Below are 26,969 nucleotides of genomic sequence, written 5' to 3'. Positions count from 1 at the left end.
CCGACGCCCGGTCCACCGTCCTTCGGCCACCGTGCCGCTCCCTCACGACACCAGGATCACGACACCCCATGTTCCGTACCGCCCTGCGCAACGTGCTCGCGCACAAGGCCAGGCTGTTGATGACCACGCTCGCCGTCATGCTCGGCGTGGCGTTCGTCGCCGGCACCCTCGTCTTCACCTCCACCCTCTCGGACGCCTACGCCAAGGGCTCCGCCAAGGGCTTCGAGGGCGTCGACGTCGCCGTCCGCCCCGGCGGCGGTGACGAGGACGAACCCCGCGGCCCCTCCGACCTCCCCCACGAACTGCTGGACCGGCTGGACCGGGTGCCCGGCGTCGAGTCGGCCACCGGAGTCGTCTCCGGCTTCGCCGCCCTCGCCGACAAGGACGGCGGGCTGGTCGGCGAGGGCTGGTCCACCCAGGGCGGCAACTACGACGCCGGCCCCGACGGGAAGAAGGAGGACCCGCGCCACGACCTGCGGGACGGCCGCGCCCCGCTGCGCTCCGGCGAGATCGCGCTGGACTCCAAGACCGCCGAGCGCACCGGCTTCGGCGTCGGCGACACCGTGCGGATGTCCGTCAACGGACCGATCCGCGAGGAGAAGGTCGTCGGCGTCTTCGACACCGACGACGGCGGCGTCGCCGCGGGCGGCACCCTCGTGCTGTTCGACACCGCCACCGCGCAGGAGCTGTTCTCCCAACCCGGCCGGTACAGCGAGATCGTCCTGACGGCCGAGGACGGTGTGAGCCAGCGGGAGTTGGAGAAGCGCGTCCGGGACGTCCTGCCCGCGAAGACCCTGACCTCCACCGGTGACGAGATGGCCGACGAGCAGGCCCGCATGATCGAGCAGGGCATGTCGGGCATGCGCACCGGGCTGCTGGTCTTCGCCGGGATCGCGCTGTTCGTGGGCGTCTTCATCATCGCCAACACCTTCACCATGCTGGTCGCCCAGCGCACCAAGGAACTGGCCCTGCTGCGCGCGGTGGGCGCCTCGCGCCGCCAGGTGACCCGCTCGGTCCTGGTGGAGGCCCTGGTCGTCGGCGTGGTCGCGGCCCTGATCGGTCTGTTGGCCGGCATCGGGATCGGGGCCGGGATGCGTTCGCTGATGGGCTCCGTCGGCGCCACCGTGCCGGACGGCCCGCTGGTCGTGGCCCCGTCCACCGTGCTCGCCTCGCTGGTCGTCGGCGTCGCCGTCACCATGGTCGCCGCCTGGCTGCCCGCCCGCCGCGCCGCCAAGGTCCCGCCGGTCGCCGCCATGGGCGGCGTCCACGCCCCCGCCACCCCGCGCGGCCTGCTCGTCCGCAACACCATCGGCGCGCTGCTGGCCGGCTCCGGTGCCGCGCTGGTGCTGTACGCGAGCGGCATCGGCATGGAGGACGGCAAGCTGCCGATGTCGGCCGGCGCCGGGCTGCTGGTGATCGGTGTGTTCGTGCTGACGCCGCTGCTGTCGCGTCCGGTCATCGCGGTGGCGGCGCCCGTGCTGCGCGTCTTCGGGACCTCGGGCAAGCTGGCCCGGTTGAACGCCGTGCGCAACCCGCGCCGCACCGCCGCCACCGCCGCCGCCCTGATGATCGGCCTCACCCTGATCACCGGCATGACCGTGATCGCGACCAGTGTCCAAAAGAGCATCGACAAGCTGGCCACCGCCGCGATCGAGGCCGACTACACCGTCTCGATGGCCAACTTCCTGCCCCTCTCCGCCGAGGTCGAGCAGACGCTGGCGAAGGAGGAGTCGGTCACGGCCCTCAGCCCGCTGCGCAACTCCCCGTCCCGGATCGACGGCGAGTACGAGCCGCTCACCGGCGTCGACGGCAAGGCCCTCGACGACCTGCTCGAACTGGACTTCGTCCAGGGGTCCTTCGCGGGGCTCGGCGGCGAGAACGTCATCGTGGACACCGCGACCGCGAAGGAGCACGGCTGGAAGGCCGGTTCCTCCTTCGACGTGGTGTACGAGGACGGCGAACGCGGCGAGCTGACCGTCTCGGGCGTCTACGAGGGCAACGAGATGATCCGCGGGATCATGCTCGACACCGCCACCCTCGACCCGCACCTGGAGCAGGTCACCAGCATGCAGGTGATGGTGAAGACCGCCGACGGCGCGAGCGACGCGACGAAGTCCTCGCTGCAGAAGGCGCTCGGCGACAACCCGGCGATCCTGGTCCAGGACAAGAAGGACCTCTCCGAGTCCATCGCCCAGATGTTCACGATGATGCTGAACATGCTCTACGGGCTGCTGGCCATGGCCGTGATCGTCGCGGTGCTGGGCGTGGTCAACACCCTGGCCATGTCCGTCTTCGAACGTTCGCAGGAGATCGGCATGCTGCGCGCGATCGGCCTGGACAGGCACGGCGTCAAGCGGATGGTCCGACTGGAGTCGCTGGTGATCTCCCTGTTCGGCGGGGTGCTCGGCATCGGCCTGGGCGTCTTCTTCGGCTGGGCGGCGGGCGAGCTGATCTCCGGTTCGCTGGCCACCTACGAGCTGGTCCTGCCGTGGTCCCGGATGGGCGTCTTCCTCGCCCTGGCGGCGCTGGTGGGCGTGCTGGCCGCGCTGTGGCCGGCGCGGCGGGCCGCGCGGTTGAACATGTTGGAGGCCATCAAGACCGAGTGACGCGCGGGAGCGTGTGCCGCGAGGCCCGGTCCGGTGCGCGGTCCGGGCCTCGCGGCGTCACCGCGACGTCACCGCCCCGTCGCCGCCGCTCCTACCGCCAGTCGCGGGTGCGCAGGGGCAGCCCCGAGGCCCCGCTGTCGGGCGTGCGGACGGCCAGGACCTGGTTGACGCCGATGCGGTTGCGCTCGAAGGAGAGCGCGGAGGCCGCCATGTACAGCCGCCACACCCGGGCCCGGCCCGGCCCCGCCAGCCGGGCGGCGCGGGGCAGGTCGGACTCCAGGTTGGCCACCCAGCGGCGCAGGGTCAGCGCGTAGTGCTCCCGGATCGACTCCAGGTCGCGGACCTCGAAACCGGCCTCCTCCAGGATCGTCACCGTGCGGCCGACGGGGGCCAGTTCGCCGTCGGGGAAGACGTACGCGTCGATGAAGGGGTCCACCTCGTACGCCTCCTCGTCCGGCAGCGGGCGCCGGGCGATCTGGTGGTTGAGCAGCCGTCCGCCGGGGCGCAGCAGGCCGTACAGGATGTCGGCGTACTGCCGGTAGCGCACCGCGCCGACGTGCTCGGCCATGCCGATCGAGGCGATGGCGTCGTACGGACCGTCGTCGACCCGGCGGTAGTCCTGGACGCGGATGTCGATCCGGTCGGCGAGCCCCTCCTCGGCGACGCGCTTGCGGGCGAAGGTCGCCTGCTCCCGCGAGAGCGTGATGCCCACGGCCCGCACGCCGTACTCGCGGACCGCGTGCAGGGCCAGGGAACCCCAACCGCAGCCGACGTCCAACAGCCGCTGACCGGGTCTCAGGGCCAGCTTGCGGCAGACGAGGTCCAGCTTGGCGCGCTGGGCGTCCTCCAGCGTGGTCTCCTCCCGCCCGTCCCAGTAGGCGCACGAGTAGACCATGGACGGCCCGAGCACCAGGGCGTAGAAGTCGTTGCCGACGTCGTAGTGGTGGCCGATGGCCCGCCGGTCGCGGCGCAGGCCGTGCCGGAGTCCGAGACGACCTCGGACCTCCTCGCGGGGCGGGGGCGGCGGGGGCAGCGGCCCGGCCAGCGCGAGGAGTTCGCGGCCGACGTCGAGCCTGCTCGCGAGGGTGGGGGCGGGCGCGGAGCCCCGGTCCCACACCAGTCCGACCAACCGGTCCAGGGCCTCGTACAGATCGCCCTCGACGTCGATCTCGCCGGCCACCCAGGCACGGACGAGCCCCAACTCGCCCGGCTTCCACAGCAGCCGCCGCAGCGCGCGCCGGTGCCGTACGACGACGGTGGGCGCTCCCGACGGTCCGACCTCGCTGCCGTCCCACGCCCGTACGCGTACGGGCAGGGAGGTGCCCAGCACCTTCTCCGCCGAGTCCACCAGTCGTGCGGCGGTATGAGCCATGGCGTCCACCTTCCGTCGAGCCGACCGTTTCTTCCCTCAAGAGCAGTAGCTACCCCTCCGTGTCCCGCCGGCCACCCCGCCACGCCACCGGGACCACCCGCGCGGAGCCGTGGGCAGGTCCGTACGGAGTCCCCCGCGGTCGGGGGCGGGAACGGCGAAGGGGCGTCCGTCCTCTCGGATTCCGGAGGACGGACGCCCCTTCGGGAACGTCCGGAACGCCTGGGCGTTCGGTGGGCGGGCCCCGTCGGGGACCCGCCGCGGGCCTGCTCAGGGCCTGGTCGGTGTCCGCTCGGCGCCTGCTCGGCGCCTGCTCAGGATGCCTTGGCCTTGGGCCGGGACTCCTGAACGGAGGCCGAGACCGGCGCGGCGGCCTCGTAGAACTCCCCGCGGGGGTTCTCCACCGCGCCGAGGGAGACGACCTCGCGCTTGAGGAACGTGGCCAGCGTCCAGTCCGCGAAGACGCGGATCTTGCGGTTCCAGGTGGGCATCGCCATGCCGTGGTAGCCGCGGTGCATGTACCAGGCCAGCCGGCCCCTCACCTTGAGCTTGAGCTTCTTGCCGAGCATGATCATCGCCACGCCCTTGTGGAGGCCCAGACCGGCCACCGCGCCCCGGTTGGCGTGGCGGTACTCGGTCTGCGGGAAGCCCCGCAGGCCCGAGATGACGTTGTCGCCGAGCACCTTGGCCTGGCGCAGCGCGTGCTGGGCGTTCGGCGGGCACCAGGCGTTCTCGTTGCCCGCATCGCGCCCGACGAGGTCCGGGACCTGGGCGTTGTCGCCCGCGGCCCAGATGTAGTCGGTGCCCTTGACCTGGAGGGTCGGCTCGGTGTCCACGTGACCGCGCGGACCCAGCGGCAGGCCGAAGCGGGCCAGCGCCGGGTTCGGCTTCACACCGGCCGTCCACACGATGGTGTCGGAGTCCACCTCGAGGCCGTTCTTGAGCACCACGTGGCCGTCGACGCAGGACTCCATCGACGTGGACAGGTAGACCTCGACGCCGCGCTTCTGGAGGTGCTCCAGGCCCCACTTGCCGAGCTCCGGACCGACCTCGGGGAGGATCTTGTCCGCGGCGTCGACGAGGACGAAGCGCATGTCCTCGCGACGGACGTTGGCGTAGTACTTGCAGGCGTCGCGCGCCATGTCCTCGACCTCGCCGATGGTCTCGGCACCGGCGAAGCCACCGCCGACGAAGACGAAGGTCAGCGCCCGGCGGCGGATCTCCTCGTCGTTGGTGGAGTCGGCCTTGTCGAGCTGTGCCAGGACGTGGTTGCGCAGTCCGATGGCCTCCTCGACGGTCTTCATCCCGATGCCGTTCTCGGCCAGGCCGGGGATCGGGAAGGTGCGGGAGACCGCGCCGAGCGCGATGACCAGGTAGTCGAAGGGCACCTCGTAGGACTCGCCGACCAGCGGCGTGACCGTGGCGACCTTGCGGTCCTGATCGATGCTCGTGACGCGTCCGGTGAGAACCTCCGCCTTGGGGAGCACACGTCGCAGCGGGACGACGACGTGGCGCGGGGAGATGGAGCCGGCGGCGGCTTCCGGCAGGAAGGGCTGGTACGTCATGTACGAGCGCGGGTCGACGACGGTCACGGTCGCCTCGCCGTACCGCATCTTCTTCAGGATGCGGCGCGCTGCGTACATACCGACGTACCCGCCACCCACTACGAGGATTCGCGGACGCTCCGTGGTGCTCATGCCATCGAGTATCCACCCCCGTTCGGGGGTGGGCTCGTGAGGGTCTTCACAAGCATCCGCGCCACTTATGCTACACTCCCCCGCCCCGTGACCAGAGCCACACCCGGCGGCGGGAACCCTGACCTCTCACGGAACGTTGCCCACCCCTTGTGAGCTGCGACGTCTCACCCGGAATCGATGTGCCGCGACCGTCGCGCCGCCCGACGGCCACCGCCCCACGCCGCCACTGAAACGGAAGATCAGGGGCCTGAGTGCCCCGGAATCCCTGTTACCGGTCAGTAGAGCGGCCCGCCACCGCGCTTTTCCTTGTGAAGAACTTCACGAACCTTCTCGGCGGGGCCCCGGCAAGAACCTCCACGGGACCCCGCCACTCCCTTCACCTCGCGTCATCCGCGGCGACGCCTCCACCCGGCGCCCGCCCCGCGTCCCGCACGACAGGACACCCCGAGAGGCTCGCCACAGGGCCGGAGTCGAGGGTCGAGGAGATCGCCCTGGACGTCGACGACCCGCGGGCGCGGGTGTCGCCGGGCGGCGTCCACCCGGACATCAGGGGCGTGGAGGCCAGGGCGCTGCTCAAGGTGCGGCTCGACAACGTCGCCGCGCTCGTCGACCGGGTGCTGACCACGGCGACCGCGCCGGGAGGACCCTCGAAGGCACCGGGGAGACCGTCGAACGGGCGGTCGGTGAGACCGCCGAAACGGCTCGTGGGTCACCGGGTCCACCAGAGGGCCACGGACCGCCCGACGCCATGCGCATCCTGACCGCGCCGACCGCGCTCGGCGACGATCCCTGCCGCGAGGACGCCGACGTCAAGAAGCTCGCCGGCCCGTCGGGCCGCCACCGGCTCCGGGGCGGCGACCGGCGCGACGTCCACCGCGATCCGTGAGACACGGCCACCCGACGGTCACCCGCCCTCGGCCACGCTCCAGACGATCCCGTCGAGGATGTCGTGCTCGCTCACCACGACCTCGTCGGCCCCGACCCGCTCCATGACCGACAGCAGGACGAGGGCCCCGGCCCCGATCACGTCCACCCGGCCCGGGTGCATCACGGGGATGGCGGCGCGCTCGTCGTGGGTGGCGGTCAGCAGGCGCTCGGTGATCTCGGCGACCTGCTCGATGGTGATCCGGGCGTGGTGGATGGCCTCCGAGTCGTACTCCGGCAGGTCCAGCGCGATACCGGCGACCGTGGTGACCGAGCCGGCCAGGCCCACCAGCGTCCGGGCGTCGGCCAGCGGGACGCTGCTCTCCACGAGGTCCAGGGCGGCGTCGACGTCGCTCCGCACCGCGGCGATCCGCTCGGGGGTGGGCGGGTCCACGACCTTCCTCCCGGACCCGTCTTCGCGCAGCAGGTGACGTTCGGTCAGCCGCACGCAGCCGATGTCCACGCTGCGGGCGGCCCGCACGGCGTCGTCGCCCACCACGAACTCCGTGGAGCCGCCGCCGATGTCCACCACCAGGTAGGGCTTCGGCAGGTGCTCCTGCCCGGCCAGTTCCCGGGTGGCGCCGGTGAAGGAGAAGGCGGCCTCCCGGTCGCCGGTGATCACCTCGGGCTCCACGCCCAGGATGTCCACCACTCCGCGCACGAAGTCGTCCCGGTTCTCGGCGTCGCGCGAGGCGGAGGTGGCGACGAAGCGGGTGCGGTCGGGGGTGACGCCGTGTCCGCGGATCACCTCGGCGTACTCGCGGCAGGCCGCGAAGGTGCGCTCCAACGCCTCGGGCGCCAGCCGTCCGGTGCGGTCCACGCCCTGGCCGAGGCGGACGATGGTCATCCGGCGGTCGAGGTCGGTCGCCTCGCCGGTGGCCGGGTCGAGTTCGGCGACGAGCAGCCTGATGGAGTTCGTGCCGCAGTCGATGGCGGCGGCCCGTGTCGTCACTCCGCGCCCTCCCGTGCTTCGACCCCGTCGCCCACGCACACACACGGGCCCTTCCGCCACCACTCGGGCAGCATGGCGATCGCCTCGTCGCCCAGCGGGTTCACGCCCGGTCCGGCGACCAGGGAGTGGGCCACCAGCACATGGAGGCACTTCACGCGGTCGGGCATCCCGCCCGCGCTGGGGAAGCCCTCCAGCACCTCGATCGCGTCACGGCGGGCGATGTAGTCCTCGTGCGCCCGGCGGTAGGCGGCGGCCAGTTCCGGGTCCGTCCCCAGCCGCTCGGTCATCTCCCTCATCACGCCCTCGGCCTCCAGCGTGCCGATCGCGGAGGCCGCGCGCGGGCAGGTGAGGTAGTACGTCGTCGGGAAGGGCGTGCCGTCCTCCAGCCGCGGCGCCGTCTCCACCACGTCGGGCAGGCCGCAGGGGCAGCGGTGCGCGATGGCGCGCAGGCCGCGCGGGGGGCGGCCGAGTTGCTTCTCGAAGGCCTCGACGTCCGCGTCGGTGGGCTCGGTGGGTTCGGTGCGGGGCGGGGGCGTGTCCATGGGTCTCTCGGATCTCGGGGCCGGCGGGTGTCGGGGGACGGTCCGTCGCCGGCGGGTCGGTGGTCAGGGACGCCGGTCCGCCTCGTCCACACCGTCCCACAGGTGCCGGTACCAGGCCTGTTCGGTGGGCTCTGGGCCGGCGGTGCGTCGGGAGCGGGAGGAGCCGTCGGACGGGCGGTCGAGGGTGCCGTCGGCGGTCTTGTCGGCCGTGCCCTCCGGCAGGGTGTAGCCGACCTCGCCGGGGCGGACGTACAGCAGGTGCTCGCGGATCATCCGCTCCACGTAGGCCGGGTCCTGCCAGCGGGCCTTCTCGTCGCGCTTCTTCTCCACGCGGTCGCGCAACTCCTCGACCAAGCGCCGCTGTTCGGCGATCTCCGCGCGCTGGGAGAGGTACTGGCGCATCGGGTAGGCGAGGGCGACCACCAGCGAGCACAGGACCAGGACGAGCAGGGCGGCACGGCCGGTCAGACGGCTGCGGCGCGGTGCGCGCATCCGGCGGTTCTGCGCGCGGTAGACGCGCTCCGCCGCCTGTGTGCCCAACGCCCTGAGCCTGGTCGCGGTGGAGAACCGGTCCCGGTCCGCGGCCACCTCGCCTCCCCTGTCGCCCCTGATCGTCCTCGTGCGTCCTCGGTGCGTCTCCGTACGCACCCGCGTGCCGTCGTGTCCCCGCCACCGTACGGGACGGCGGCGGGGACACGACGGGGGACGCGGCGCGGTCCGTCGGTCCGGCGGGCGACCGCGCCTTACTTCTCGGTGGGACGGAAGCGCGGGAACGCCGAGCGGCCGGCGTACACGGCGGCGTCGTCGAGGATCTCCTCGATGCGCAGCAACTGGTTGTACTTGGCGACGCGCTCGGAGCGGGCCGGGGCACCGGTCTTGATCTGGCCGCAGTTGGTGGCGACGGCCAGGTCGGCGATGGTGACGTCCTCGGTCTCGCCGGAGCGGTGGGACATCATGCACTTGAAGCCGTTGCGCTGGGCCAGCTCGACCGCGTCCAGGGTCTCGGTCAGGGAGCCGATCTGGTTCACCTTGACCAGCAGGGCGTTGCCGGCGCCCTCCTCGATGCCGCGGGCCAGCCGCTCGGGGTTGGTGACGAACAGGTCGTCACCGACGAGCTGGACCTTGTCGCCGAGTTCGGCGGTGATGGTCTTCCAGCCCTCCCAGTCCTCCTCGTTCAGCGGGTCCTCGATGGAGACCAGCGGGTAGGCGTCGACCAGTTCCGCGTAGTACGCGGTCATCTCGGCGGCGGTGCGCTCCTGGCCCTCGAAGACGTAGCGGCCGTCCTTGTGGAACTCGGTGGCGGCGACGTCCAGGGCGAGGGCGATGTCCTGGCCGGGGGTGTAACCGGCCTGCCGGATGGCCTCCATGATGAGGTCCAGCGCCTCGCGGTTGGAGCCCAGGTTCGGGGCGAAGCCGCCCTCGTCGCCCAGGCCGGTGGACAGGCCGCGCTCCTTCAGCACCTTCTTGAGGGTGTGGTAGACCTCGGTGCCCCAGCGCAGGGCCTCGGAGAAGGACTCCGCGCCGATGGGGGCGATCATGAACTCCTGGATGTCCACGTTGGAGTCCGCGTGCGCGCCGCCGTTGAGGATGTTCATCATCGGCACCGGCAGCAGGTGGGCGTTCGGGCCGCCGAGGTAGCGGAAGAGCGGCAGGTCGGACGCCTCGGAGGCGGCGTGCGCGACGGCCAGCGAGACGCCCAGGATGGCGTTGGCGCCCAGGGAGGACTTGTCCGGGGTGGCGTCCAGGTCGAACATCGCCTGGTCGATCAGGCGCTGCTCGGTGGCGTCGTACCCGACCAGCTCCGGGCCGATCTGCTCGATGACGGCGAGGACGGCCTTCTCCACGCCCTTGCCGCCGTAGCGGCCCTTGTCTCCGTCACGCAGTTCCAGGGCCTCGAAGGCGCCGGTCGAGGCACCGGACGGGACGGCCGCACGGCCGGTGCTGCCGTCGTCGAGGCCGACCTCGACCTCGACCGTGGGGTTGCCTCGCGAATCGAGGATCTCGCGGGCCACTACGACGTCGATGGACGGCACGAGGGTCTCCTTCGTGTGTGTCGGGCATGTGTGTCGGGTCTCAGCCCCCCTGAGCCTATCCGCATCGCGCGCACCAACCGGCCGACAGCCCGTGTCGTACGGCACAACGGCGGATGAAAGCCCAGCTCAAAGAGGTCATGAGCAATTTGTTTCCGGAATAAATAAACCCGGTGCGGGGCCCCTCCGCAAGAGAGGAGCGGCACACCGCACCGGGTCGGCGTCGCCGGGCCGTGGGGGCCGGGCGGGCCGCGCGCGTCAGACGCGGAGCTTCTGCCCCGGGAAGATCAGGTTGGGGTCGTCGCCCACCACGTCCTTGTTCTCCTCGTACAACTGCTGCCAGGTGGTGTCGTGTTCGGCGGCGATCGCGCGGAGGGTGTCGCCCGACCGCACGGTGTAGGTGCCGACCTCGTCCTCGCCGTCCTCGCCGTGGTGGCCGTGGGAGTCCGCGGACACCGACTGGGACTGCGACTGCGACGAGGAGTGGGACTGCGACTGGGACTGGGACTGGGACCCGGACCGCCCGCTCCACCCGTCGCCGGACGCGCCGTCCGGGTCCACCTCCGCCGCGGGCCCGCCGGAGGTGAGACCCCCCTCGTCGGCGCAGCCCCAGGCGCGCGGCCCCTGCATGGCCAGCAGACGCTCGGCGACGGCGATCTGCTGCTCCTTGGTGGCCAGATCGGCGCGCGGGGCGTACCGGAGACCACCGGCGGCCTCCCAGCTCGACTGCGCGAACTGGAGGCCGCCGTAGTAGCCGTTGCCGGTGTTGATGGACCAGTCGCCCCCGGACTCGCACTGGGCCACTCTCTCCCAGGTGTCCACGGACGCCGCCGACGCGCTCTGCGCGCCCGACAGCGGAACGGCGATGGCCGCGCCCGCGGCGCCGGTCAGGGCGGCCGCCCGGACGGCCTTGGCGGTGCGGCTGTCATGCCCCTTGCCGGTGAACAGCATGGACGTCCTTCTCACCGACGCCTACGAGGTGAGCTGTCGGGTTCGGACAGTGAGCAGCCCGGCCGGGCGGGGACTGTCGTCCCCTGACGGCTTCACCCCGAGCCGCTCCGGTCCGTGCGGACCTCGGCGGCGCCTACCTGGTTCCCCCGCTCCTGCCATCGGCGCTGGCGCGACGACTAGCCACCGGCCGCCGGCAGGATTCGGCGCTGCGGTCGGTGGCACTCGCGGTCGCGAGCGAGAAGACGGTAAGCACACCGGGGCATACACCTCAAAGCATGCCAGAAACCGACCATTCACCCTTCCTGACGCCGGGAAGGGTGAATCGCGCAGGTCAGGCAGTGCGCGTTAGGCCGGACAGAAAGGACACGCCGCAGTAGCCCAGGAGGGTCACTCCGCGCCTCCCGGTCATCGGCCGAGGGTGAGTTCCTGACCCGGCAGGATGAGGTCCGGATCGTCGCCCACGATCTCCTTGTTGGTCTCGTACAGCTCCGTCCAACCGCCCCTCAGCTCGTGCTCCCGGGCGATCGCCGAGAGTGAGTCGCCGGGCCGCACCAGGTAGCCCCCGCCCACCGTGAGGGGGCCCTCGCCGCTCAGCCCGGCCCGGGCCTCGGAGCGGTCCGTGCGGTCGTCCGCGGTCTCGGGCCGCCCGTCCTCGGCGGTCTCCCGTCCCTTTGCCCGCTCGGCGGCCTCCAGTTCCAGCTCGCGCGGGTCGCGCTCGCCGCGGTGCCGTCCGGTGCCCGCTCCCGGGGCGTCCGCGGCCTTCTCGCGTGCCTCGGCGCCGCCCTCGGGCGCCTTCCCCGCCCGCTCGTCCGTCGCCGCGCCGCCCTCGGGCTTCTCGGTCTTCTCGGCTTCTTGGGACTCCTGGGACCTCTGGGTCTTCCGGTCCCGCTCGGCGCCGTCGGCGGGCTCCGCGGGCTTCCCCGAGCCCTCCGTCCCACCGCTTCGGTCCCCGCCGTCCTTCCGCCCGGTGGAGGGGGAGGCCGACTCCTCCTCGGTGGGCAGGATGTTGTCCGGGTCGATGGCCGGCGCCTCGCCCGTGGAGTCGTAGCGCAACCCGGCGTTGACGCCGCAGCTCGGCCAGGCGTCCGGCCCCTGGTCGGCCAGGATCTTCTCGGCCACCGCGATCTGCTGGCTGCGGCTGGCGAGGTCGGGACGCTCCGCGTAGGCCGTGCCGCCGTACTCCTCCCAGGTCTCCTGGGTGAGTTGGAGGCCTCCGTAGTAGCCGTTGCCGGTGTCGGCGCTCCACAGCCCGCCGCTCTCGCACTGGGCGACCCGGTCCCAGGTGTCGAGGTCGGCCGCCTGGGCGCCCGTCGCGCCGAGGAGGGGCATGGCGATCCCCGCACCGGTCATCCCGGCCGTGACGAAGATGGCGGGAGCCTGGCGGGGGCGGCGGTGTCTACCGTTCCCGGAAAGCATGTGTGAGGCCTCTCGTACGTGGGGAGTGAGAAAGGTTCAGCAGTTGTCGGCCGAAGGTAGCGTCCCGGTCCGATCATCACAAGCCAGTGTCACGTAGATCACGTGAAGGTCACATAAGTGACCGAGCGTCACCCGCGTACCGGTTCGAACTCCACCGGCAGGTCGCGCAGTCCGCGCATGATGAGGCCGCCGCGTCGGCGCAGCGCGGACGGTTCCACCGCGAGCCGCAGGTCGGGGAGGCGTTCGAACAGGGCCGCGAGGGCGATCCGCCCCTCCAGCCGGGCCAGCGGCGCGCCCAGGCAGTAGTGGATGCCATGGCCGTACCCGAGGTGCGGGTTGTCACTGCGTGTAAGGTCCAACGTGTCCGGATCGTGGAACCTCGAAGGGTCGCGGTCGGCGGCGGCCAGCACCACCAGCACCGGTTCGCCGGTCTCCACTCGCTGCCCGCCGATCGTCATCGGTTCGGTGGCGAACCGCCAGGTCGCCAGCTCCACCGGTCCGTCGTAGCGCAGCAGTTCCTCCACCGCGGTCCGCAGCAGTCCGGTGTCCCCCGCCGCCAGCGCGTCCTGGAACAGCCGTCGTTGGTCGGGGTGTTCCAGCAGCGCGTACGTGCCGTTGCCGATGAGGTTGACGGTGGTCTCGAAACCGGCGAAGAGCAGGATGAACGCCATCGCCGCGGCCTCGTTCTCCGTCAACTGCTCACCGTGGTCACTGGCCCGGATCAGCCCCGAGATCAGGTCGTCGCCCAGGTCGCCGCGCTTGCGGTGGATCAGTTCGGCCAGGTACGCGCGTATCCGTTTCACCGCCCGGCCCACCCCGCCGCGCGGGCCGCCGCCGTGGCGGATCATCATGCCCGCCCAGTCGCGGAAGTCGTCCTGGTCCTCGGCGGGGACGCCGAGCATGTCGCAGATGGCGTAGATGGGCAGCGGGAAGGCGAACTCGTGGATGAGGTCCGCGTGCCCGCGCTCCGCGAAGCCGTCGATCAGCCGGTCGGCCAGCTCCCGCACGCGCGGTTCGAAGGCCGCCACCCGGCGCGGGGTGAACGCCTTGGACACCAGTCGCCGCAGCCGGGTGTGGTCGGGCGGGTCGATGTTGAGCAGGTGCGTCATCAGGTTCGCGCTGCGTTCCCCGGGAATGCCCACCTTCCCCTTGCCGTGCGCGGCCTCGCTGTGGTGTGCGGGGTTCTTGCTCAGCCGCGGGTCGGCCAGCACCTCGCGCGCGTCGGCGTACCGCGTCACCAGCCACGCCTCCACCCCGCTGGGCAGCACGGTCCTGTGCACCGGCGCGTGCTCGCGCAGCCAGGCGTAGGCGGGGTAGGGGTCGGTGGCGAATTCGTGGGTGAACAGGGCGGGCATGGGTGGGAGAGACGCTGCGGGCATGGGCGGGAGGGGCCCTGCGGACGGCGGCGTCCCGTGGGTGGCTTTCTCGTCGTGCACGCCCTCGACGCTAACGCGGTCGGTGTCCGGGGCCGCACGCCCGTCCGTCCCGCCGCTCCCGACCGGTCCGGGCCTCGTCGCGGCGTCGGCCCGCATGCCTGCCCGAGCGGCGGGTACGGCGGGAGGGACGGACCCGGAGAACCCCTCCGAAAGGAGGTCGCGGTGCCTTCGCACTCCTACCCTCCTCCACAGGACTGGGGCCCCTACTCGCAGGACTGGGGGCACCAGGAACCCGAGCCGCCCGCGTCCCCTCCCGCGCCCGAGGAACGGCCCCGGGACGGCATGGGCATCGCCGCCTTCGTGCTCGGGCTGATCGCCCTGGTGATGTTCTGGACCGTCCTCCTGGGCGTGGTGCCGGGGGTGCTGGCGCTCGTGTTCGGCGTCGTCGGTTACCGCCGCGGCAGGCGGGGCGAGGCGACCAACGGCTGGATGGCCCTCACCGGGGCGATCACGGGCTTCGTCGGGCTGGTGCTCTCGGTCGCCCTGATCTCCGCCGGCCTGGCCTTCCTCGGCTCCGACGCGTTCGACGACTTCCGGGCCTGCATGCGCGACGCCGGCACCTCCGCCGAGCAGGAGCGGTGCGTGGACGACCTCCGCGACCGGTACGGATGGTGATCGGCACGGGTACGGGGGCGGGGGGACGGCCGTCCGCCCCGTGCGCCGGGGTCAGCCCTCCCGTGCCGTGCGGCGGCTCTCTCCCGGAAGCGTGAACAGGATCAGCAGCAGCGAGCACGCCAGCACGGCCGAGCCGGTGCGGAAGGCGAGGGCGTAGCCGGGGACGAGGTCGGACGGGGCGTCGCCGGTGATGCGGGAGGCGGCGACGGTGGACAGGACCGCCAGGCCCAGGGAGCCGCCCATGGTGCGGGAGGTGTTCACCATCGCCGAGACCACGCCCGCGTCCCGGTACGGGGCTCCGGTGGTGGCCAGGGAGGCGAGCGGGGTGGCCAGCAGGCCGGTGCCGAGCATCGTGACGACCCCGGGCCCCAGGACCGTGCCCGCGTAGCCGCCGTCGACGTCCAGGACGAGGCCGTACCAGAGGAACCCGCAGGCGGACAGCGTCACGCCCGTCAGCGCGGTGCTCTTGGCCCCCGCCCAGTGCATCAGCCGGGGGGCGAGCTTGGAGCCGGTGACGACGGCCAGGGAGTGCGGCAGGAAGCCCAGGCCCGCCTGGAGGGGGGTGAACCGCAGCACGTTCTGCATGTGCAGGGACATGAAGTACCAGGAGGACACCAGGGCGGCGCCGCAGACGAACATCGCGAGGTTCGCGGCCGACACCGACGGGAGCCGGAACAGGCGCAGCGGCATCAGCGGAACCCTGGTCCGGGCCTCGACCGCGACGAACGCCCCGAGCAGCGCGAGCCCGCCCAGCAGGGGCAGGAGGGTGGCGACGTCCAGCCCGCCGGCGGCCTCCGTCTGCACGATCCCGTACGCCACCGCGCCGAGCCCACCGGTGACCAGCACCGCGCCGGGCACGTCGAGGCTCCCCCTCTCGCCGGCGCGGTCCTCCCTCAGCACGAACGCCGCCGCGGCGAGGACGAGCACCCCGACGGGCACGTTGACCAGCAGCACCCAGCGCCAGGACAGCGTGTCGGTGAGCACTCCGCCGACGAAGCCGCCCGCCGCGCCGCCTCCGGCGCCCACCGCCGTCCAGGTGCCGATGGCCCGCGCCCGGGCCGGTCCCTCGGGGACGGAGGTGGTGAGCAGGGTCAGGGTGGAGGGGGCGAGGACGGCGGCCCCCACGCCTTGGACGGCCCGTGCGGCCAGCAGTTGCCAGGGTTCCAGGGCGAGGCCGCCCGCGAGGCTCGCGGCGGTGAACAGGCCGAGTCCGAAGAGGAAGACGCGTTTGCGTCCGAAGAGGTCGCCGGCCCGTCCGCCGAGCAGCATGAACCCGGCGAAGGTCAGGCTGTAGGTGTTGACGACCCACTGCAGCCCGGTCTGGTCCATGCGCAGCTCGGCGCGGATGGAGGGCAGCGCGACGTTGACCACGGAGACGTCGAGGACGACGAGGAACTGGCCCGCGCAGGCGGCGAGGACCACCACCCACAGCGTCCCGGCCCGGCTTCCCGGTCGCTTCTCCCGTCCCTCCCGCTTCCCCTGCTTTCCCCGCTCTTCCCGCTCCGTCTCGTGGATGTCGGCGTCCGCCGGGCGTTCGACCATGCCGTCCATGCTAGGAAGGCGTCCCCGCGCGCCTCACCCGCGCGGGGGAGGGTCGGCGTCGAACGGGGAGCGGAGGCCGTCGAGCGGCAGGCACGCCGGGCCGAAGGCCACCTCGCCGGGCTCGCACGTCACGCCGGGAGGCGGAAGGTTCGGCGGGTACGAGACGTCCGTCGGGTACGCGGGCTCCGGCAGGCGAAAGGTGTCCGACACGCGCGGGGTGCCGGTCGGGACGGGGATGCCGGGAAGGGGCCGCTCCGGTTCGTCGGCGCCGAGGGCGCTCCACACGAAGACCGCCATGATCGCCCCCAGGGCGACCAGGGGCCAGACCGGGCGCCGGGGAGCGGGGGGCGTCGGGGGCGGCGACGAACGGGCCGGGCCCGGAGCCGGCGGGCCGGTGCGGTCCAGCGGGGCCGCGGTGTTGACGCCGCACAGGACGAGCCGGGCGCGGAGCCGGGAGACGGCGTCGGGGTCGGCCACCGCCCGACGGGCCAGCTCCATCGTCTCCCGGGCCTCGGCGTCGTACACGATCAGCGCGGCCGGGCCCGTCCAGCGCGCGGCCCACCCCGCCCGACCCGCGACGACCAGCCCCTGGCCGACCAGGGTGGTGAGCGCCCGCACCGGGGTTCCCGGGCCGCCCCACAGGTCCGATCCCCACCCCGTGTCGTGCAGCGCTCCGGCCAGTTCCGCGCCCCGCTCGTCGGCGAGCAGGTCCAGGAGGGCGTCGAGCGTGGGTTCCGCCGGTCCTCCGAGGAGGGCGAGGGGGTGGCGCAGCTCTTCGACGGCCCGGACGACCCGCGCCTCGGCGGCGTCGTCCAGCCACTCCTCCCACGGCTGCCCGGTGCCGCGCGCGACACCGGGCGGGAGGAGCGGACGCAGCAGGGACTCCCACACGCCCTCGGGGAGCCGGGCGTCCTCGCCCAGCAGGGTCCACCCGGGGCGGGGGTCCGCCGCCGGCCCGGCCGCGGGGCGGCGGTCGAGGGCGGCGAGGCGGCGGTCGAGCGAGGGGTGGGAGTCCAGGCGCGAGCGGGGCGGCTCCGGCCGGTGCCGCCACCGCTCCAGCGTCTCGGCGTACTCGGGGTCGGCCAGCATCAGGGCGAAGGGCCACAGCGGGTCGTCGGGCGTCCTGCCGCGCCCGGCCATGGGCTCCAGCAGGCGGGCGCGGAAGTCGGCCCAGGCCGCGGCGACGGCGTGGACGGCGGTCAGGGCGGACACCGTCGCCTCGCGCCCCGCCACGGCCGCGGCGGCGGCGTCCGCCTGGAACTCCTGGCGCCGCCGCACGCCGAACGTGATGGCGTCGTACAGCCAGGCGTACGCTCCCAGCAGCCGGAACTGCAGCCCCGAGTACATCGCCACCAGGGGGTTGCCCGCCGACGCCTCGGCGATGTCCGCCCGCGTCCGGTGCAGGGCGGACGAGCCCCGGTGGGCGATCGCCGCGAACCGGGTGTGCCGCCGCGCGTAGTGGCCCAGTTCGTGGCAGAGCACCGCCCGCAGCTCGTCCGCGCGCAGTCCCGCCAGCAGCGGGACGCCGATCTCCATGCGGCGGGCGAGGACCCCGAAGCCGTGGCGGGTCTCCTCGCTGACGGACGCGTTGGCCTCCAACGTCAGCCGGATCTCGGTCGGTTCGGGCGCGCCCACCGCGCGGGCCAGGTCGGCGACCGTCCGCCACAGCTCCGGCGCCCGCTCCCGGTCGACCGCCGGCGTGTCCCGTCCGGCGGCCGGCGGGCGACCGCCGGCGAACAGGCCGCGCAGGACCGCCGCGACGGCCGGGAGTCCGAAGACGGCGACGTAGAGCGGCGTCGGCGAGGTCAGTCGTGTCCCGTCGACCAGCACCACCCACGCCATCAGGGCCGTGTAGGCGCAGTAGAGCAGGACCAGCGCCCACGACAGCGTGTGGAACCCCGCCAGCAGCACGAGGGCGAGCGCCGTCCGCAGCGCCGCCTCCGGCGACGCCCTCATGTCCGCGTCTCCCCCCGGTCCGCGCCGGGCGTCCGGGCTCCCTCGGCGTCGCTCATCCCCGCTCCCCCTCCGGCCCGCCGCCGGCCCGGCCGCCGGTCCGCCCAGATCGCCTCGACGCGGGACCGTGGGGCGCGGGGCGCGGGTTCGGTGCGAGGGACGGATCGGAACCGGGCGTTCGACGCGCCACCGCGCATACGACCCCTCACCGAGAGTACCCGGCATCACGCCACGGACTCACGCCATACCGTCGACGACCACGACCCGGGGGTGGATCGCATGAGGCGCCGTCTCCCGCCGAGAGACGCGGACACCGCCGCGGACGCGACGCCGCGGGAGGAGACCGGGCCGCCCCGCTCCCCCGTGGTGCGGGCGCTGGCGATGGTGGTGGCCCTGGCGGCGACGGTGCTGTTCGCCGTGGTCCTCGCCAGGCTGACGCTGACCCCCTCGTACGCCTCGGAGTCCCTGACCCACGTCAACCTGCGTCCCGGGGACTCCATCCGCGCCTACCTCGACCAGCCGGCGTTCCGCGACACTGTCAAACAGCTCGGCGGGAACATCGCGCTGGGCGTGCCCTTCGGCGTGCTGCTGCCGGTGGCCTGGCCCCGCGCCCGCGGGCTGTTGCGGGTGGTCGCGCTGACCGCGGTGGCGATGATCGCGGTGGAGCTGACGCAGGGGGTCGTCGTCCCGGGCCGGGCGTTCGACATCGACGACGTCATCCTCAACACCACCGGCGCGCTCCTGGGTTATCTGCTGCTCGGCCGCCGGCTGGGCCGGGCCGTCCATCCGCCCCGCCGCCGGTGGCAGCGCCGCCGGGCCGGGACGGCCTGACGCCCCACCCCGGCCCGCGGCTTTCCGACGGACGCGCAGGAGAGCGGTGACGCCCCCTCCCCGACCCGAGCCCCGGTCTCCTATGCTCGGTGCCATGGTCATGCTCGTCAGCCGCCGCCACGTGGACCTGCTCCGCGTGGCCAGTGCCATCTGTCGCACTCCGGCCTGACACTCCGCCGCGCACCGCTCGGCTCACGCCGGCCCGGCGTCCTTCCCCTCCGCGACCGGCGTCGCGGAACTCCCGTCCCACCGACGCGGCGCGTCTCCCAGCGGGGACCGCCGTGCTCCCGACCATCGGATGCAACCATGCCCGGACATTCCCTTGCGCACGACCTGCCGGTGATCGACCTGTCCGCCGCGGACAGAGGAGAGGAGGAGCGGTCCCGTCTCCACCGGGACCTGCACACCGCCGCGCACGAGGTCGGCTTCTTCCACCTCGTCGGCCACGGTGTCGACGCGTCCCGGACCGAGGCCCTGATGACCGCGGTCCGCCGGTTCTTCGCCCTCCCCGAAGCCGACCGGCTCGCCATCGGCAACCTCAACTCGCCGCACTTCCGCGGCTACACCCGCATCGGCGACGAGCGCACCGGAGGCAGCCGCGACTGGCGCGACCAGCTCGACATAGGCGCCGAACGCCCGGCGCGCACACCCGGCCCCGACGAGCCGCCCTACTGGTGGCTGGAGGGCCCCAACCAGTGGCCCGCCGCCCTGCCGGAGCTGCGCACCATCGCGCTGGAGTGGATCGACACCCTGAGCGGGGTGGCCGGACGGCTGCTGCGCGAGCTGCTGGCGTCCATCGGCGCGCCGCCGGACTTCTACGCCGACGCCTTCGCCGAACGGCCGCACCTGCACCTGAAGCTGGTCCGCTACCCCGGCCGCGCGCCCGACGGGGGCGACCAGGGGGTCGGCGCCCACAAGGACTACGGCTTCCTCACCCTGCTGCTCCAGGACGACGTGGGCGGCCTCCAGGTGCGGCGGCCGGACGGGACGTTCCTGGACGTGCCCCCGCTGCCCGGGGCGTTCGTGGTCAACCTGGGCGAACTGCTGGAGGTGGCCACCGACGGCTACCTGAAGGCCACCGACCACCGCGTCGTCAGCCCGCCCGGCAGCCGCGAGCGGTTCTCGGTGCCGTTCTTCTACAACCCGCGACTGGACGCGCGCATCGAGCCGGTGCCCTTCGCGTACGCCGACCGGGCCCCGGGCGCCACCGAGGACCCGACCAACCCGCTGTTCGCCGAGTACGGCCGCAACGAGCTCAAGGGGTGGCTCAGGGCCCACCCCGAGGTCGCCCGGCGCCACCACGCCGATCTCGTCGCCGCCCACGGCGACTGACCACCGGCCCGGACCCGCCGCGGGGGTCCGGGGGCGGGCCGCGCGCCGAACGCGACGAGCGCGGCCCGGCCGGGCCCGTCGAGACGGGTCCGGCCGGGCCGCCGCCCGAGGCATGGGAGCGCGCCGCGTCCGAGGATCGTCGTGAGGGTCACCGAGGGCGGTTCGACCGCCCCCGGATCCTCCGGGGACGCTCAGGTGCGGCCGGGGCCGCCGGAGCCGAAGCCTCCGCTACTGCCCGGACTCCACCTGCGCCGGTCGTCGGGGCCGACGGGATGGGTGTCCTCGTGTTCCTGGAGTTCGTGTGGGTACCGGCGTCGGCCGTCGACGGGGAGTGATTCGTCGTCGCGGACGCCCTCCTCATAGCCGCGGGGGCGCTCGGGGCGAGGGTTGGGTGTGGAGATGCCCTCGTCGCCTCGGTTCAGCAGGCGCAGCCCGAACAGCACGGCCAGGATGAGCACGGCCGCGACCACGATTCCGGCCAGGAACGGGCCGAGACCGATCAACAGATCGGAAGCGGCCAGGGGTGTGTGGTCCGCTACGTATGCGTATGTGCCGTTCATGCCCAGCGGGTACCCCCTGCCGGTCGAGTCACTCGCCCGGCCCCGCGGGGCCGGTCACCCCGCCCCGCCGGCCTCCGCCGCCAGGATGGCGTCCCGGTAGGCGCGGGCCGCCGCCCGCAGGGCCGTCTCCGGGTCGGTGCCCTCGGCCTCGGCGCGCGCGGCCAGGGCCAGCAGTTCGTAGCCGACGCCCTCGCCCGCGGGCAGGGCGTCGATGCCCGCCGTGCGCGCCCGGCCGGCCAGCTTCGCGGCCAGGGCCAGGGCGGGCTGCCCCATCGGCACGCCCTCGGTCACGGACGTGCGCCGCTTCTCGATCGCCTTGGTGCGCAGCCAGTGGGCCTTGACCTCCTCGGGCGTCTCGGCGGTCTCCTCGCCGAAGACGTGGGGGTGGCGGTGGATCAGCTTCTCGACGATCCCGCCCGCCACGTCGTCGATCGTGAACGGCTCGTCGGGGTCGTCCTGGGCGATCCGGGCGTGGAAGACCACCTGGAGCAGCACGTCGCCCAGCTCCTCGCGGAGGGTCTCGCGGTCGCCGTCCTCGATGGCCTCGATCAGCTCGTACGCCTCCTCCAGGCCGTACTTGGCCAGCTCCTGATGGGTGCGCGACTCGCTCCACGGGCACTCGCGACGGATGCGGTCCATGACCCGCACCAGGTCCAGCAGGCGGGCGCCGGGCAGGTCGTAGGAGCCGGGGAGCAGTTCCAGCTCCGGCATCGCCTCGCGGCCCGAGCCGGCCAGCCGGGCGAGCCCGTCGGTCAGCTCCGGCTCGCCCTCGGCCCCGGCGACGACCGCCACCGTGAGACCGCCGTCCGCGCAGACGTCCACCAGCTCACGGGCCGTGGGCCGGGCGATCTCCACCGTGACGCCCGCCTCGCGGACGTACGGGAGCTGCGGGTGGTCGGGGTCCGCGCACAGGACGCGGTCGGCGGTGCGCAGCGCCTGCCAGGCGGGCCAGGACAGCAGTCCGGGGGCGACGCGGTGGCTGGTGGTGAGCAGGACGACGCGGCCGGTGGCGGGGGCCGGTGCGGCAGGGGAAGCGTTCACGCTCCGAACGTAACCGATCCGCCCGCCCGGCCGCCGCGTGCCCTGTGTGACGCCAGGGCACCCCACGGTGAACGAGGGGGCGCCGGCGGGGACGGGCGGCCGGGCGGGACCCGCGACCGGTCGGGGCGCGGCGGGCCGTCAGGCGGCTCGCAGCGGCTCCGGGTTGCTGATCTCCTTGATCCACGGCTGCTTCAGGTCGGCCAGGGTGATCTGCTCGTCGTCCCAGGTGCCGTAGCGCGGGTTGACGGTCACGTCCATGTCCCTGGACGCCTCCTCCAGCGCCGTCCTCAACTTCTCCTGGCCCTGGGGGGTCCGCTGGTCGGCGCCCAGCCGCTCGCCCAGCTTCTGGAGCAGGAGCTGGACGCGGACCATGTCGTCGACCTCGTCCGGGGCGGCGGCCCGCTGCTGGAGCATCATCGCCTCGAGCTGCTCGGCACCGCCCAGTTGACGCTCGGCGTCCTCGCGGGCCAGTTGGACGTCCCGGCGGGTCACCTTCACCCCGGCGTCCTCGGCGGCCTTCTCCAGCACCCGTCCGAAGACCATCCCGTGGAGGGTGCCGCGGGTGAGCTGCTCGGTGTTCCTGATCAGTTGGGCGCCCTGGCCGGTCTCGCGCTGCGCCTCCCGCACGGCCCGCACCTTCTCCTGGACCTGCGACACGGTGATCCGTTCGCCGTCGACGACGGCCGCCGCCCCGGCGTGGGCGTCACTGCCGCACGCGGTCAGCAGCGGGGCCACGACGAGCGCCGCTGCCGCGGCGGAGAGGGAGAGCGAGGTCCTGCGGCGGAACATTGAGCCTCCTGATAGCGGCTGTGGAACGGTTGGTACGGACGGTGCGGGGGAACACCGGTGTGCAATGCCGTCCCGGCGATGATCGATGCTAGGCAGTCGGCGTGACTCCCACCACCGTTTCGGCACCACCGTTTCGGTGCCGCCGTCCGACCACGGCTCGGCACCGCCGTCTCGGGTCGCCGTCTCGGGTCGCCGTTTCGGCACCTCTCCGGCCAACGAGCCAAGGGCGAGGGGGATGCGGCCCGGCCGGACCAGTGTTCGCCCGTCGTTCCCGCTCCGTACACCCCGGTGCCCAAGAGTTGGCCCGTGTCCAACGAAACAGCCGTGCAGCTTCCGGAGCGCGGCCCTGGTCCGGGCCCCGGAAGCAGTGATTCCCCGCAGTCCACGATCGGCGCCCCGAGGGTGTCCCCCGACCCGCCGGCAGCCGCCGCCTCCGCCGGGCCGCCGCCGCGGGAACACCGGCACGACATCGACCTGATGCGGCTGATCTGCTCCTGCTCGGTGATGCTCGGGCACATCGGCGGCGTGTTCATCGCCGCGGTGGAGCGCGAGGAGGCGAACGGCCCCGGCGTCTACTGGACCGGGCACATCGTGGAGGCGCTCAACCCCTTCGCGGTGCCGATGTACTTCGCCATCGCGGGCTGGGCGGTGCTGGTGGGCGCGCCGCCGCGCGACGGCCGCCGGATGTGGCAGCGGGTCGTGCGGAACACGGTGCCGCTGTTCGTCTGGTCGGCGCTCTACCTGGCCTGGGGATGGTGGTGGGGCACCAACGACGGCCCCGTCTCCCGCCTGGCGGTGGACGCCGTCTTCGGCTCCGTCCGGCCCGCGTACCACCTGTGGTTCATGTACGCCTACATACCCCTCGTCATCGCGCTGGCCTTCGCGGTGCTCCTGCGGGCCGGGAAGCGGCCGTGGGGGCTGGGGGCCGTGCTGCTGCTGCTCGCCGCCGCCCCGAGCCTGCTGGGCGACCTGGAGAGGTGGACCGACTGGGACCTGCCCCGCTTCGGCTGGGGCTTCGGCGTCTACCAGTTGATGTACGCGCTGGCCGGCGCGTTCCTGTTCGCCCTTCCGGCCGGCGTGCCGGGCCGGCGGCGGTGGCCGTGGGCGGTGCCGATGGCGCTGACGATGGTCGGGGTGCTCTGGTACCACACCCAGGTCCACTACGTGATCCCCAACGCGCACCTCCTCGTCGCCGTGATGACCGGCTGCCTGCTGGTCATGGTCACCCGGGTGCGGGTTCCCGAGCGGTGGCGTCCGACGCTGTCGAAGCTGGCGGGGGCGTCGCTGGGCGCCTACATGGTGCACGTCATGGTGATCTCGGCGATCGTGGAGCCGCTGGTCTCCCCCGACCTGTCCGGGGCCGTGGCGGGCCCGCTGTTCGTGGTCCTGCTCGCCGCGACGGTCGCGGTGTCGTTCGGCGCCAGCCTGCTGTGGGGGAGGCTGGGGCTCCGCAAGTACCTGGGTTAGCCGAGTACCCGGGTCAGCGGCTCGGGGAACGCCTCGGGGCCGGGACCGTCGGGTCCCGGCCCCGCACGTCGTCCCCGCCGCCGGCGCGCCGGTGTGGCCCGGTCGCCGGCGGGGACGTGCGTCAGCGCCTGCGGCCGTGGGCGGCGGCCCGCTTCATCCGGCGGGCGGCGCGCAGCGCGGTGTCGCTGCCGGGCAGGCGGCGCACCAGGCCGGGGGTGAGGCCGCCGGGCAGGCCGAGGGCGGTCAGTCGGCGCCGCTTGAAGTAGCGGGCGGTGTCCTCGCCGAAGTGGGCGGTCAGCCAGGCTTCGGCCTCGGCGCGCAGCTCGGGGTGGCGGTCGGCCTGCATGCAGTACCCGACCGTCCTGACCAGCGGCTCGATCCGCCGCCCCGCGTCCGCGGAGTCGGTGACGACCTCGCCCCGCGCGCCCTCGCCCGCGTCGGGGGCCTCCAGGTCGGGGACGAGGGCGTCGACGATGGTCACCGGGATCCGGTTGCTGTTCTGGTACGGCGCCAGCCGGTCCAGCAGCAGCTCGGTGCCCACCCGGGCGATGGGCACCCCGTACAGGGCGGAGGCGGTGAGCATCGCCGTGGAGAAGCAGCCCACCACCAGGCGGGGACGGTAGCGCCGGAACACCGCCTCGGCCAGCATCGGCCGGTCGAGGATCTCCAACCGCACGCCCGTGTCCGCGGCGGCCTTGTCCAGCACCTTGGAGTACCGCGCCGGCGCGGTGGGGTGGGGTTTGAAGAGGATCGCGCGGTGCCCGGCCGCGGCGGCGCCGCGCAGCATCCGCTCGTGGAGGGCCTCCTCCTCGTCCACGGTGAGGATGCCCAGCGCCGCCAGGTACTGGCCCAGCAGCACGGCGGTGGGTGCGCCGGAGGCGTCCGCGTCGTCCGCACCGGTCGCGGCTGCGTCTTCGATGTCGTCGGCGGCGTCGTCGAGTTCGTCCAGGACGGATCGGAAGGTGTCGCTCGGCACCAGTTCGGACGGCACCCCGTACTCGGTGAGCAGCAGCGGTGTCAGTCCGGGCACGAGGTCGAGGTGGAGCAGGCGCCGGATGCGGCAGGCGATGCTCTGCGGCAGCTTCTCGCGGGTCGGTCCGTAGCTCATCAGACCGTCGGCGTACACGTGCACGGAGGCGTCGGCGAAGATCGTGGCCAGTGCCCGGGCCGGGCTGACGTGGACGGACTCCACGGCGAGGTCGATCGGCCCGTCGCCCAGGTCCCAGCTCGCGCGGAACATCCGCTCCCACAGCGGGGCGTCGTTGCCGGCCGGCGTCCAGGTGCCGGGGTGGTGCGGGCGGATGGTGTCGTTCCAGTCCACCACCCGGTCGAAGCGGGCGGCGAGCCGATGCCAGCCGGCCATCCCGTCCAGCCGGGAGGCGGTCTCGGGCACCTCGGCGTTGTTGGAGACCAGCAGCACGCGCAGGGCCCGGTGTCGAGGCCCGAACAGGCCCGCGTCCAGGGCCGCGGCCAGGGTCGCGGCGCCGTAGAGGGTGGAGACCTCGAAGAGCTGGACGCGGGGGCGCGCCCCGGCGCCGGCCTCGGTGCGGAAAGAACGGTCGAAGGAGGTGCCGAAGATGGTGCCGAAAGGGGTGTCGAAAGAGGACGTCGTCTCCGCCATGTCAGGCCGCCTTCCGTGCCGCGCCGCCCAGCAGCCGCCGCAGCGTCCTGGCGCGCTCGTGGTCCATGGAGGTCAGGGTCCTCTCCAGCACGTCACGCGGCATCCGCCGCAGCGCCGCGGCCGACTCGTGTTTCAACCGGCGTGCGGCGGAGGGCTCGTAGCGCTGCGCCCCGGCCGCGTGGAAGGCGATCATGGCGCAGTAGGTCCGCACGATCTTGGGCAGGAAGCGCTCGGCCTCCCGGTCGGCGGTGACCTCGGCCAGGATCAGGTCGTGGGCCGGGATGAAGTCCAACTGCCGGACGTCGCGGATCTGGGTGAGGGAGGTGGTCACCCCGCGCCGGTAGAAGACGCCCAGCAGGCCGACGGTGGCGAAGCTCTTCGCCCGCAGGTGGAGTTGCCAGGTGAACACGCGGTCCTCGGCGGTGCGCAGGTGCGTGGCGAACCGCAGGCCGGGGCCGCCGCCGTCGGTGTCGAACAGGCCGCGCCGGTAGATCCCGGCCCAGACGAAGGGGTAGTCCACCATCGTCTCCATCTCGGGCGGCGCGATGGCGTCCCGCGGGTCGAGCACCTCGTCCCGGGCGCGGGCCGGGGCTCTTTTGACGACGCGTTCGCGGCCCGTGGACTGCACGTGGTCGGTGCGGACGAAGTCGCAGCCCAACTCCTCGATGGAACGGACCAGATCGTCCAGGTGGCCGGGCGCGTACCAGTCGTCGCCGTCGAGGAAGGTGACGTAGTCGCCCTCGGCGGCCTCGATGCCGGTGTTGCGGGCCTGGGCGATGCCCCGGTTCTCCTCGTGGCGCAGCAGTCTGGCACGCGGCAGTTCGCGCACCGCGTGGTCGAGGATCTCCGAGGTGGCGTCCGTCGAGCAGTCGTCGACCAGGATGAACTCCGTCCCCGGGCGCGCGTTGTTCGCGAGGCTGCGCAGGGTGTCCTGCGCGTAGTCCTGAACGTTGTGGAAGGGGACGATGACTGAGAGCTTCGGCACGTGGTTTCCAGACGCTGCGGACAGGACGGCACGGCCGGGCGCCGACTGACCACACCCCCGGCCTGCAGGTGGACGCTAGCCACGCCCCGTTCGCACCGGATGCCCATCAGGGGACGGTCGGGTGAACTCTGGGCGTACGGTCGTCGACGTCGCCCGCCCGCTCGGGCGCGCCCCTCGACGGCGTCCGAGGCCCGGTGCGTCCGGGTGTCCGGCTAGATGAATGAGTCCGATGTCTTCAGTGGTCATAGGCGATCAGGGATCGCTTGACCGGGGCGCCGGTGGTCCAGTTGTGCCAGATGGCGGTGGCCAG

The 26,969-nt window shown here is 73.2% G+C and carries 22 protein-coding genes, 1 pseudogene and 1 riboswitch; of the genes and pseudogenes, 7 read left to right on the top strand and 16 right to left on the bottom strand.

The annotated features are described in order from the left end of the window. Positions 1–68: 68 nt before the first annotated feature. Positions 69–2,606: an ABC transporter permease gene (locus tag IF47_RS0117270; protein WP_031509707.1), complete on the top strand. Its 2,538-nt coding sequence runs from the start codon at positions 69–71 to the stop codon at positions 2,604–2,606. A 91-nt stretch (positions 2,607–2,697) separates the two neighbouring features. Here IF47_RS0117270 and IF47_RS0117265 read toward each other — a convergent pair whose 3' ends face one another. Both IF47_RS0117265 and IF47_RS0117260 read right to left on the bottom strand, forming a co-directional pair. Next, on the bottom strand, positions 2,698–3,978 hold the full coding sequence (locus IF47_RS0117265; RefSeq protein WP_031509706.1) for an SAM-dependent methyltransferase: 1,281 nt from the start codon (positions 3,976–3,978) through the stop codon (positions 2,698–2,700). 311 nt (positions 3,979–4,289) lie between these two features. After that, a complete protein-coding gene (locus tag IF47_RS0117260) occupies positions 4,290–5,672 on the bottom strand; it encodes an NAD(P)/FAD-dependent oxidoreductase (RefSeq protein ID WP_031509705.1) in 1,383 nt (460 codons plus the stop codon). A gap of 742 nt (positions 5,673–6,414) precedes the next feature. Here IF47_RS0117260 and IF47_RS0117250 point away from each other — a divergent pair. Then, positions 6,415–6,558 (top strand): annotated as a pseudogene (locus IF47_RS0117250) (type II toxin-antitoxin system RelE/ParE family toxin); the annotation flags it as partial. A gap of 18 nt (positions 6,559–6,576) precedes the next feature. On the opposite strand, the gene IF47_RS0117245 reads toward IF47_RS0117250, so the two are convergent. From IF47_RS0117245 to IF47_RS0117215, 7 genes are all read right to left on the bottom strand, one after another. Continuing rightward, positions 6,577–7,548 carry a Ppx/GppA phosphatase family protein gene (locus IF47_RS0117245; protein WP_031509702.1) on the bottom strand — a complete coding sequence of 324 codons (972 nt, stop codon included), beginning with the start codon at positions 7,546–7,548 and terminating at the stop codon, positions 6,577–6,579. Beyond that, positions 7,545–8,090, bottom strand: a complete 546-nt coding sequence (locus IF47_RS0117240; protein WP_031509700.1) for a DUF501 domain-containing protein — start codon at positions 8,088–8,090, stop codon at positions 7,545–7,547. The genes IF47_RS0117245 and IF47_RS0117240 overlap by 4 nt, the downstream gene beginning before the upstream one ends. 63 nt (positions 8,091–8,153) lie before the next feature. Continuing rightward, positions 8,154–8,678: an FtsB family cell division protein gene (locus IF47_RS0117235; RefSeq protein WP_031509699.1), complete on the bottom strand. Its 525-nt coding sequence runs from the start codon at positions 8,676–8,678 to the stop codon at positions 8,154–8,156. A 155-nt stretch (positions 8,679–8,833) separates the two neighbouring features. Further along, a complete protein-coding gene (gene eno, locus IF47_RS0117230; RefSeq protein WP_031509697.1) occupies positions 8,834–10,123 on the bottom strand; it encodes a phosphopyruvate hydratase in 1,290 nt (429 codons plus the stop codon). A 255-nt stretch (positions 10,124–10,378) separates the two neighbouring features. Beyond that, positions 10,379–11,071, bottom strand: coding sequence for a LysM peptidoglycan-binding domain-containing protein (locus IF47_RS0117225; RefSeq protein ID WP_031509696.1), 693 nt, complete (start codon positions 11,069–11,071; stop codon positions 10,379–10,381). A 3-nt stretch (positions 11,072–11,074) separates the two neighbouring features. Next, positions 11,075–11,251, bottom strand: a riboswitch (cyclic di-AMP (ydaO/yuaA leader). Positions 11,252–11,476: 225 nt separating this feature from the next. After that, entirely contained in the window at positions 11,477–12,400 is a 924-nt protein-coding gene (locus IF47_RS31935; protein ID WP_281179474.1) for a transglycosylase family protein, read from the bottom strand. A 215-nt stretch (positions 12,401–12,615) separates the two neighbouring features. Then, positions 12,616–13,866, bottom strand: a complete 1,251-nt coding sequence (locus tag IF47_RS0117215; protein ID WP_031509694.1) for a cytochrome P450 family protein — start codon at positions 13,864–13,866, stop codon at positions 12,616–12,618. Positions 13,867–14,085: 219 nt separating this feature from the next. On the opposite strand from IF47_RS0117215, the gene IF47_RS0117210 reads away from it, so the two are divergent. After that, entirely contained in the window at positions 14,086–14,538 is a 453-nt protein-coding gene (locus IF47_RS0117210) for a DUF4190 domain-containing protein (RefSeq protein ID WP_157839994.1), read from the top strand. 51 nt (positions 14,539–14,589) lie between these two features. On the opposite strand, the gene IF47_RS0117205 is transcribed toward IF47_RS0117210, so the two are convergent. Further along, positions 14,590–16,080 carry an MFS transporter gene (locus IF47_RS0117205; RefSeq protein WP_078591919.1) on the bottom strand — a complete coding sequence of 497 codons (1,491 nt, stop codon included), beginning with the start codon at positions 16,078–16,080 and terminating at the stop codon, positions 14,590–14,592. Between the two features lie 33 nt (positions 16,081–16,113). Continuing rightward, a complete protein-coding gene (locus IF47_RS28815; protein WP_051717810.1) occupies positions 16,114–18,036 on the bottom strand; it encodes a M48 family metallopeptidase in 1,923 nt (640 codons plus the stop codon). Positions 18,037–18,312: 276 nt separating this feature from the next. Between IF47_RS28815 and IF47_RS0117195 the strand changes: the two genes are divergently transcribed. The 3 genes from IF47_RS0117195 to IF47_RS0117185 all read left to right on the top strand — a co-directional run bounded on the left by IF47_RS0117195 (position 18,313) and on the right by IF47_RS0117185 (position 20,196). Next, a complete protein-coding gene (locus IF47_RS0117195; protein ID WP_245641144.1) occupies positions 18,313–18,864 on the top strand; it encodes a VanZ family protein in 552 nt (183 codons plus the stop codon). 82 nt (positions 18,865–18,946) lie between these two features. Next, positions 18,947–19,033 (top strand): putative leader peptide, encoded by an 87-nt coding sequence (locus tag IF47_RS32145; RefSeq protein ID WP_425423608.1) that lies wholly within the window; start codon positions 18,947–18,949, stop codon positions 19,031–19,033. Between the two features lie 137 nt (positions 19,034–19,170). Continuing rightward, a complete protein-coding gene (locus IF47_RS0117185; RefSeq protein ID WP_031509689.1) occupies positions 19,171–20,196 on the top strand; it encodes an isopenicillin N synthase family dioxygenase in 1,026 nt (341 codons plus the stop codon). A gap of 191 nt (positions 20,197–20,387) precedes the next feature. Here the strand turns inward: IF47_RS0117185 and IF47_RS0117180 are convergent, their stop codons facing one another. The 3 genes from IF47_RS0117180 to IF47_RS0117170 form a co-directional block, all read right to left on the bottom strand. After that, positions 20,388–20,756, bottom strand: a complete 369-nt coding sequence (locus tag IF47_RS0117180) for a DUF6479 family protein (RefSeq protein ID WP_031509688.1) — start codon at positions 20,754–20,756, stop codon at positions 20,388–20,390. Between the two features lie 54 nt (positions 20,757–20,810). Continuing rightward, entirely contained in the window at positions 20,811–21,797 is a 987-nt protein-coding gene (locus IF47_RS0117175; protein ID WP_031509687.1) for a nucleoside triphosphate pyrophosphohydrolase, read from the bottom strand. A gap of 138 nt (positions 21,798–21,935) precedes the next feature. Then, complete coding sequence (locus tag IF47_RS0117170; RefSeq protein ID WP_031509686.1) at positions 21,936–22,586, bottom strand: SurA N-terminal domain-containing protein; 651 nt, start codon at positions 22,584–22,586, stop codon at positions 21,936–21,938. 306 nt (positions 22,587–22,892) lie between these two features. Here IF47_RS0117170 and IF47_RS0117165 point away from each other — a divergent pair, with 306 nt between their 5' ends. Beyond that, on the top strand, positions 22,893–24,053 hold the full coding sequence (locus tag IF47_RS0117165) for an acyltransferase (protein ID WP_342667273.1): 1,161 nt from the start codon (positions 22,893–22,895) through the stop codon (positions 24,051–24,053). Positions 24,054–24,174: 121 nt separating this feature from the next. Here IF47_RS0117165 and IF47_RS0117160 read toward each other — a convergent pair whose 3' ends face one another. Next, a complete protein-coding gene (locus tag IF47_RS0117160; RefSeq protein ID WP_245641143.1) occupies positions 24,175–25,674 on the bottom strand; it encodes an alpha-2,8-polysialyltransferase family protein in 1,500 nt (499 codons plus the stop codon). 1 nt (position 25,675) lies between these two features. Then, a complete protein-coding gene (locus IF47_RS0117155) occupies positions 25,676–26,659 on the bottom strand; it encodes a glycosyltransferase family 2 protein (protein WP_031509683.1) in 984 nt (327 codons plus the stop codon). Positions 26,660–26,969: the final 310 nt, after the last annotated feature.

The organism is Streptomyces megasporus (assembly GCF_000718985.1).
Classification (GTDB): domain Bacteria; phylum Actinomycetota; class Actinomycetes; order Streptomycetales; family Streptomycetaceae; genus Streptomyces; species Streptomyces megasporus.
The sequence above is the reverse complement of the archived record's forward strand: the minus strand, read 5'-3'. Positions and strand labels throughout refer to the sequence as shown.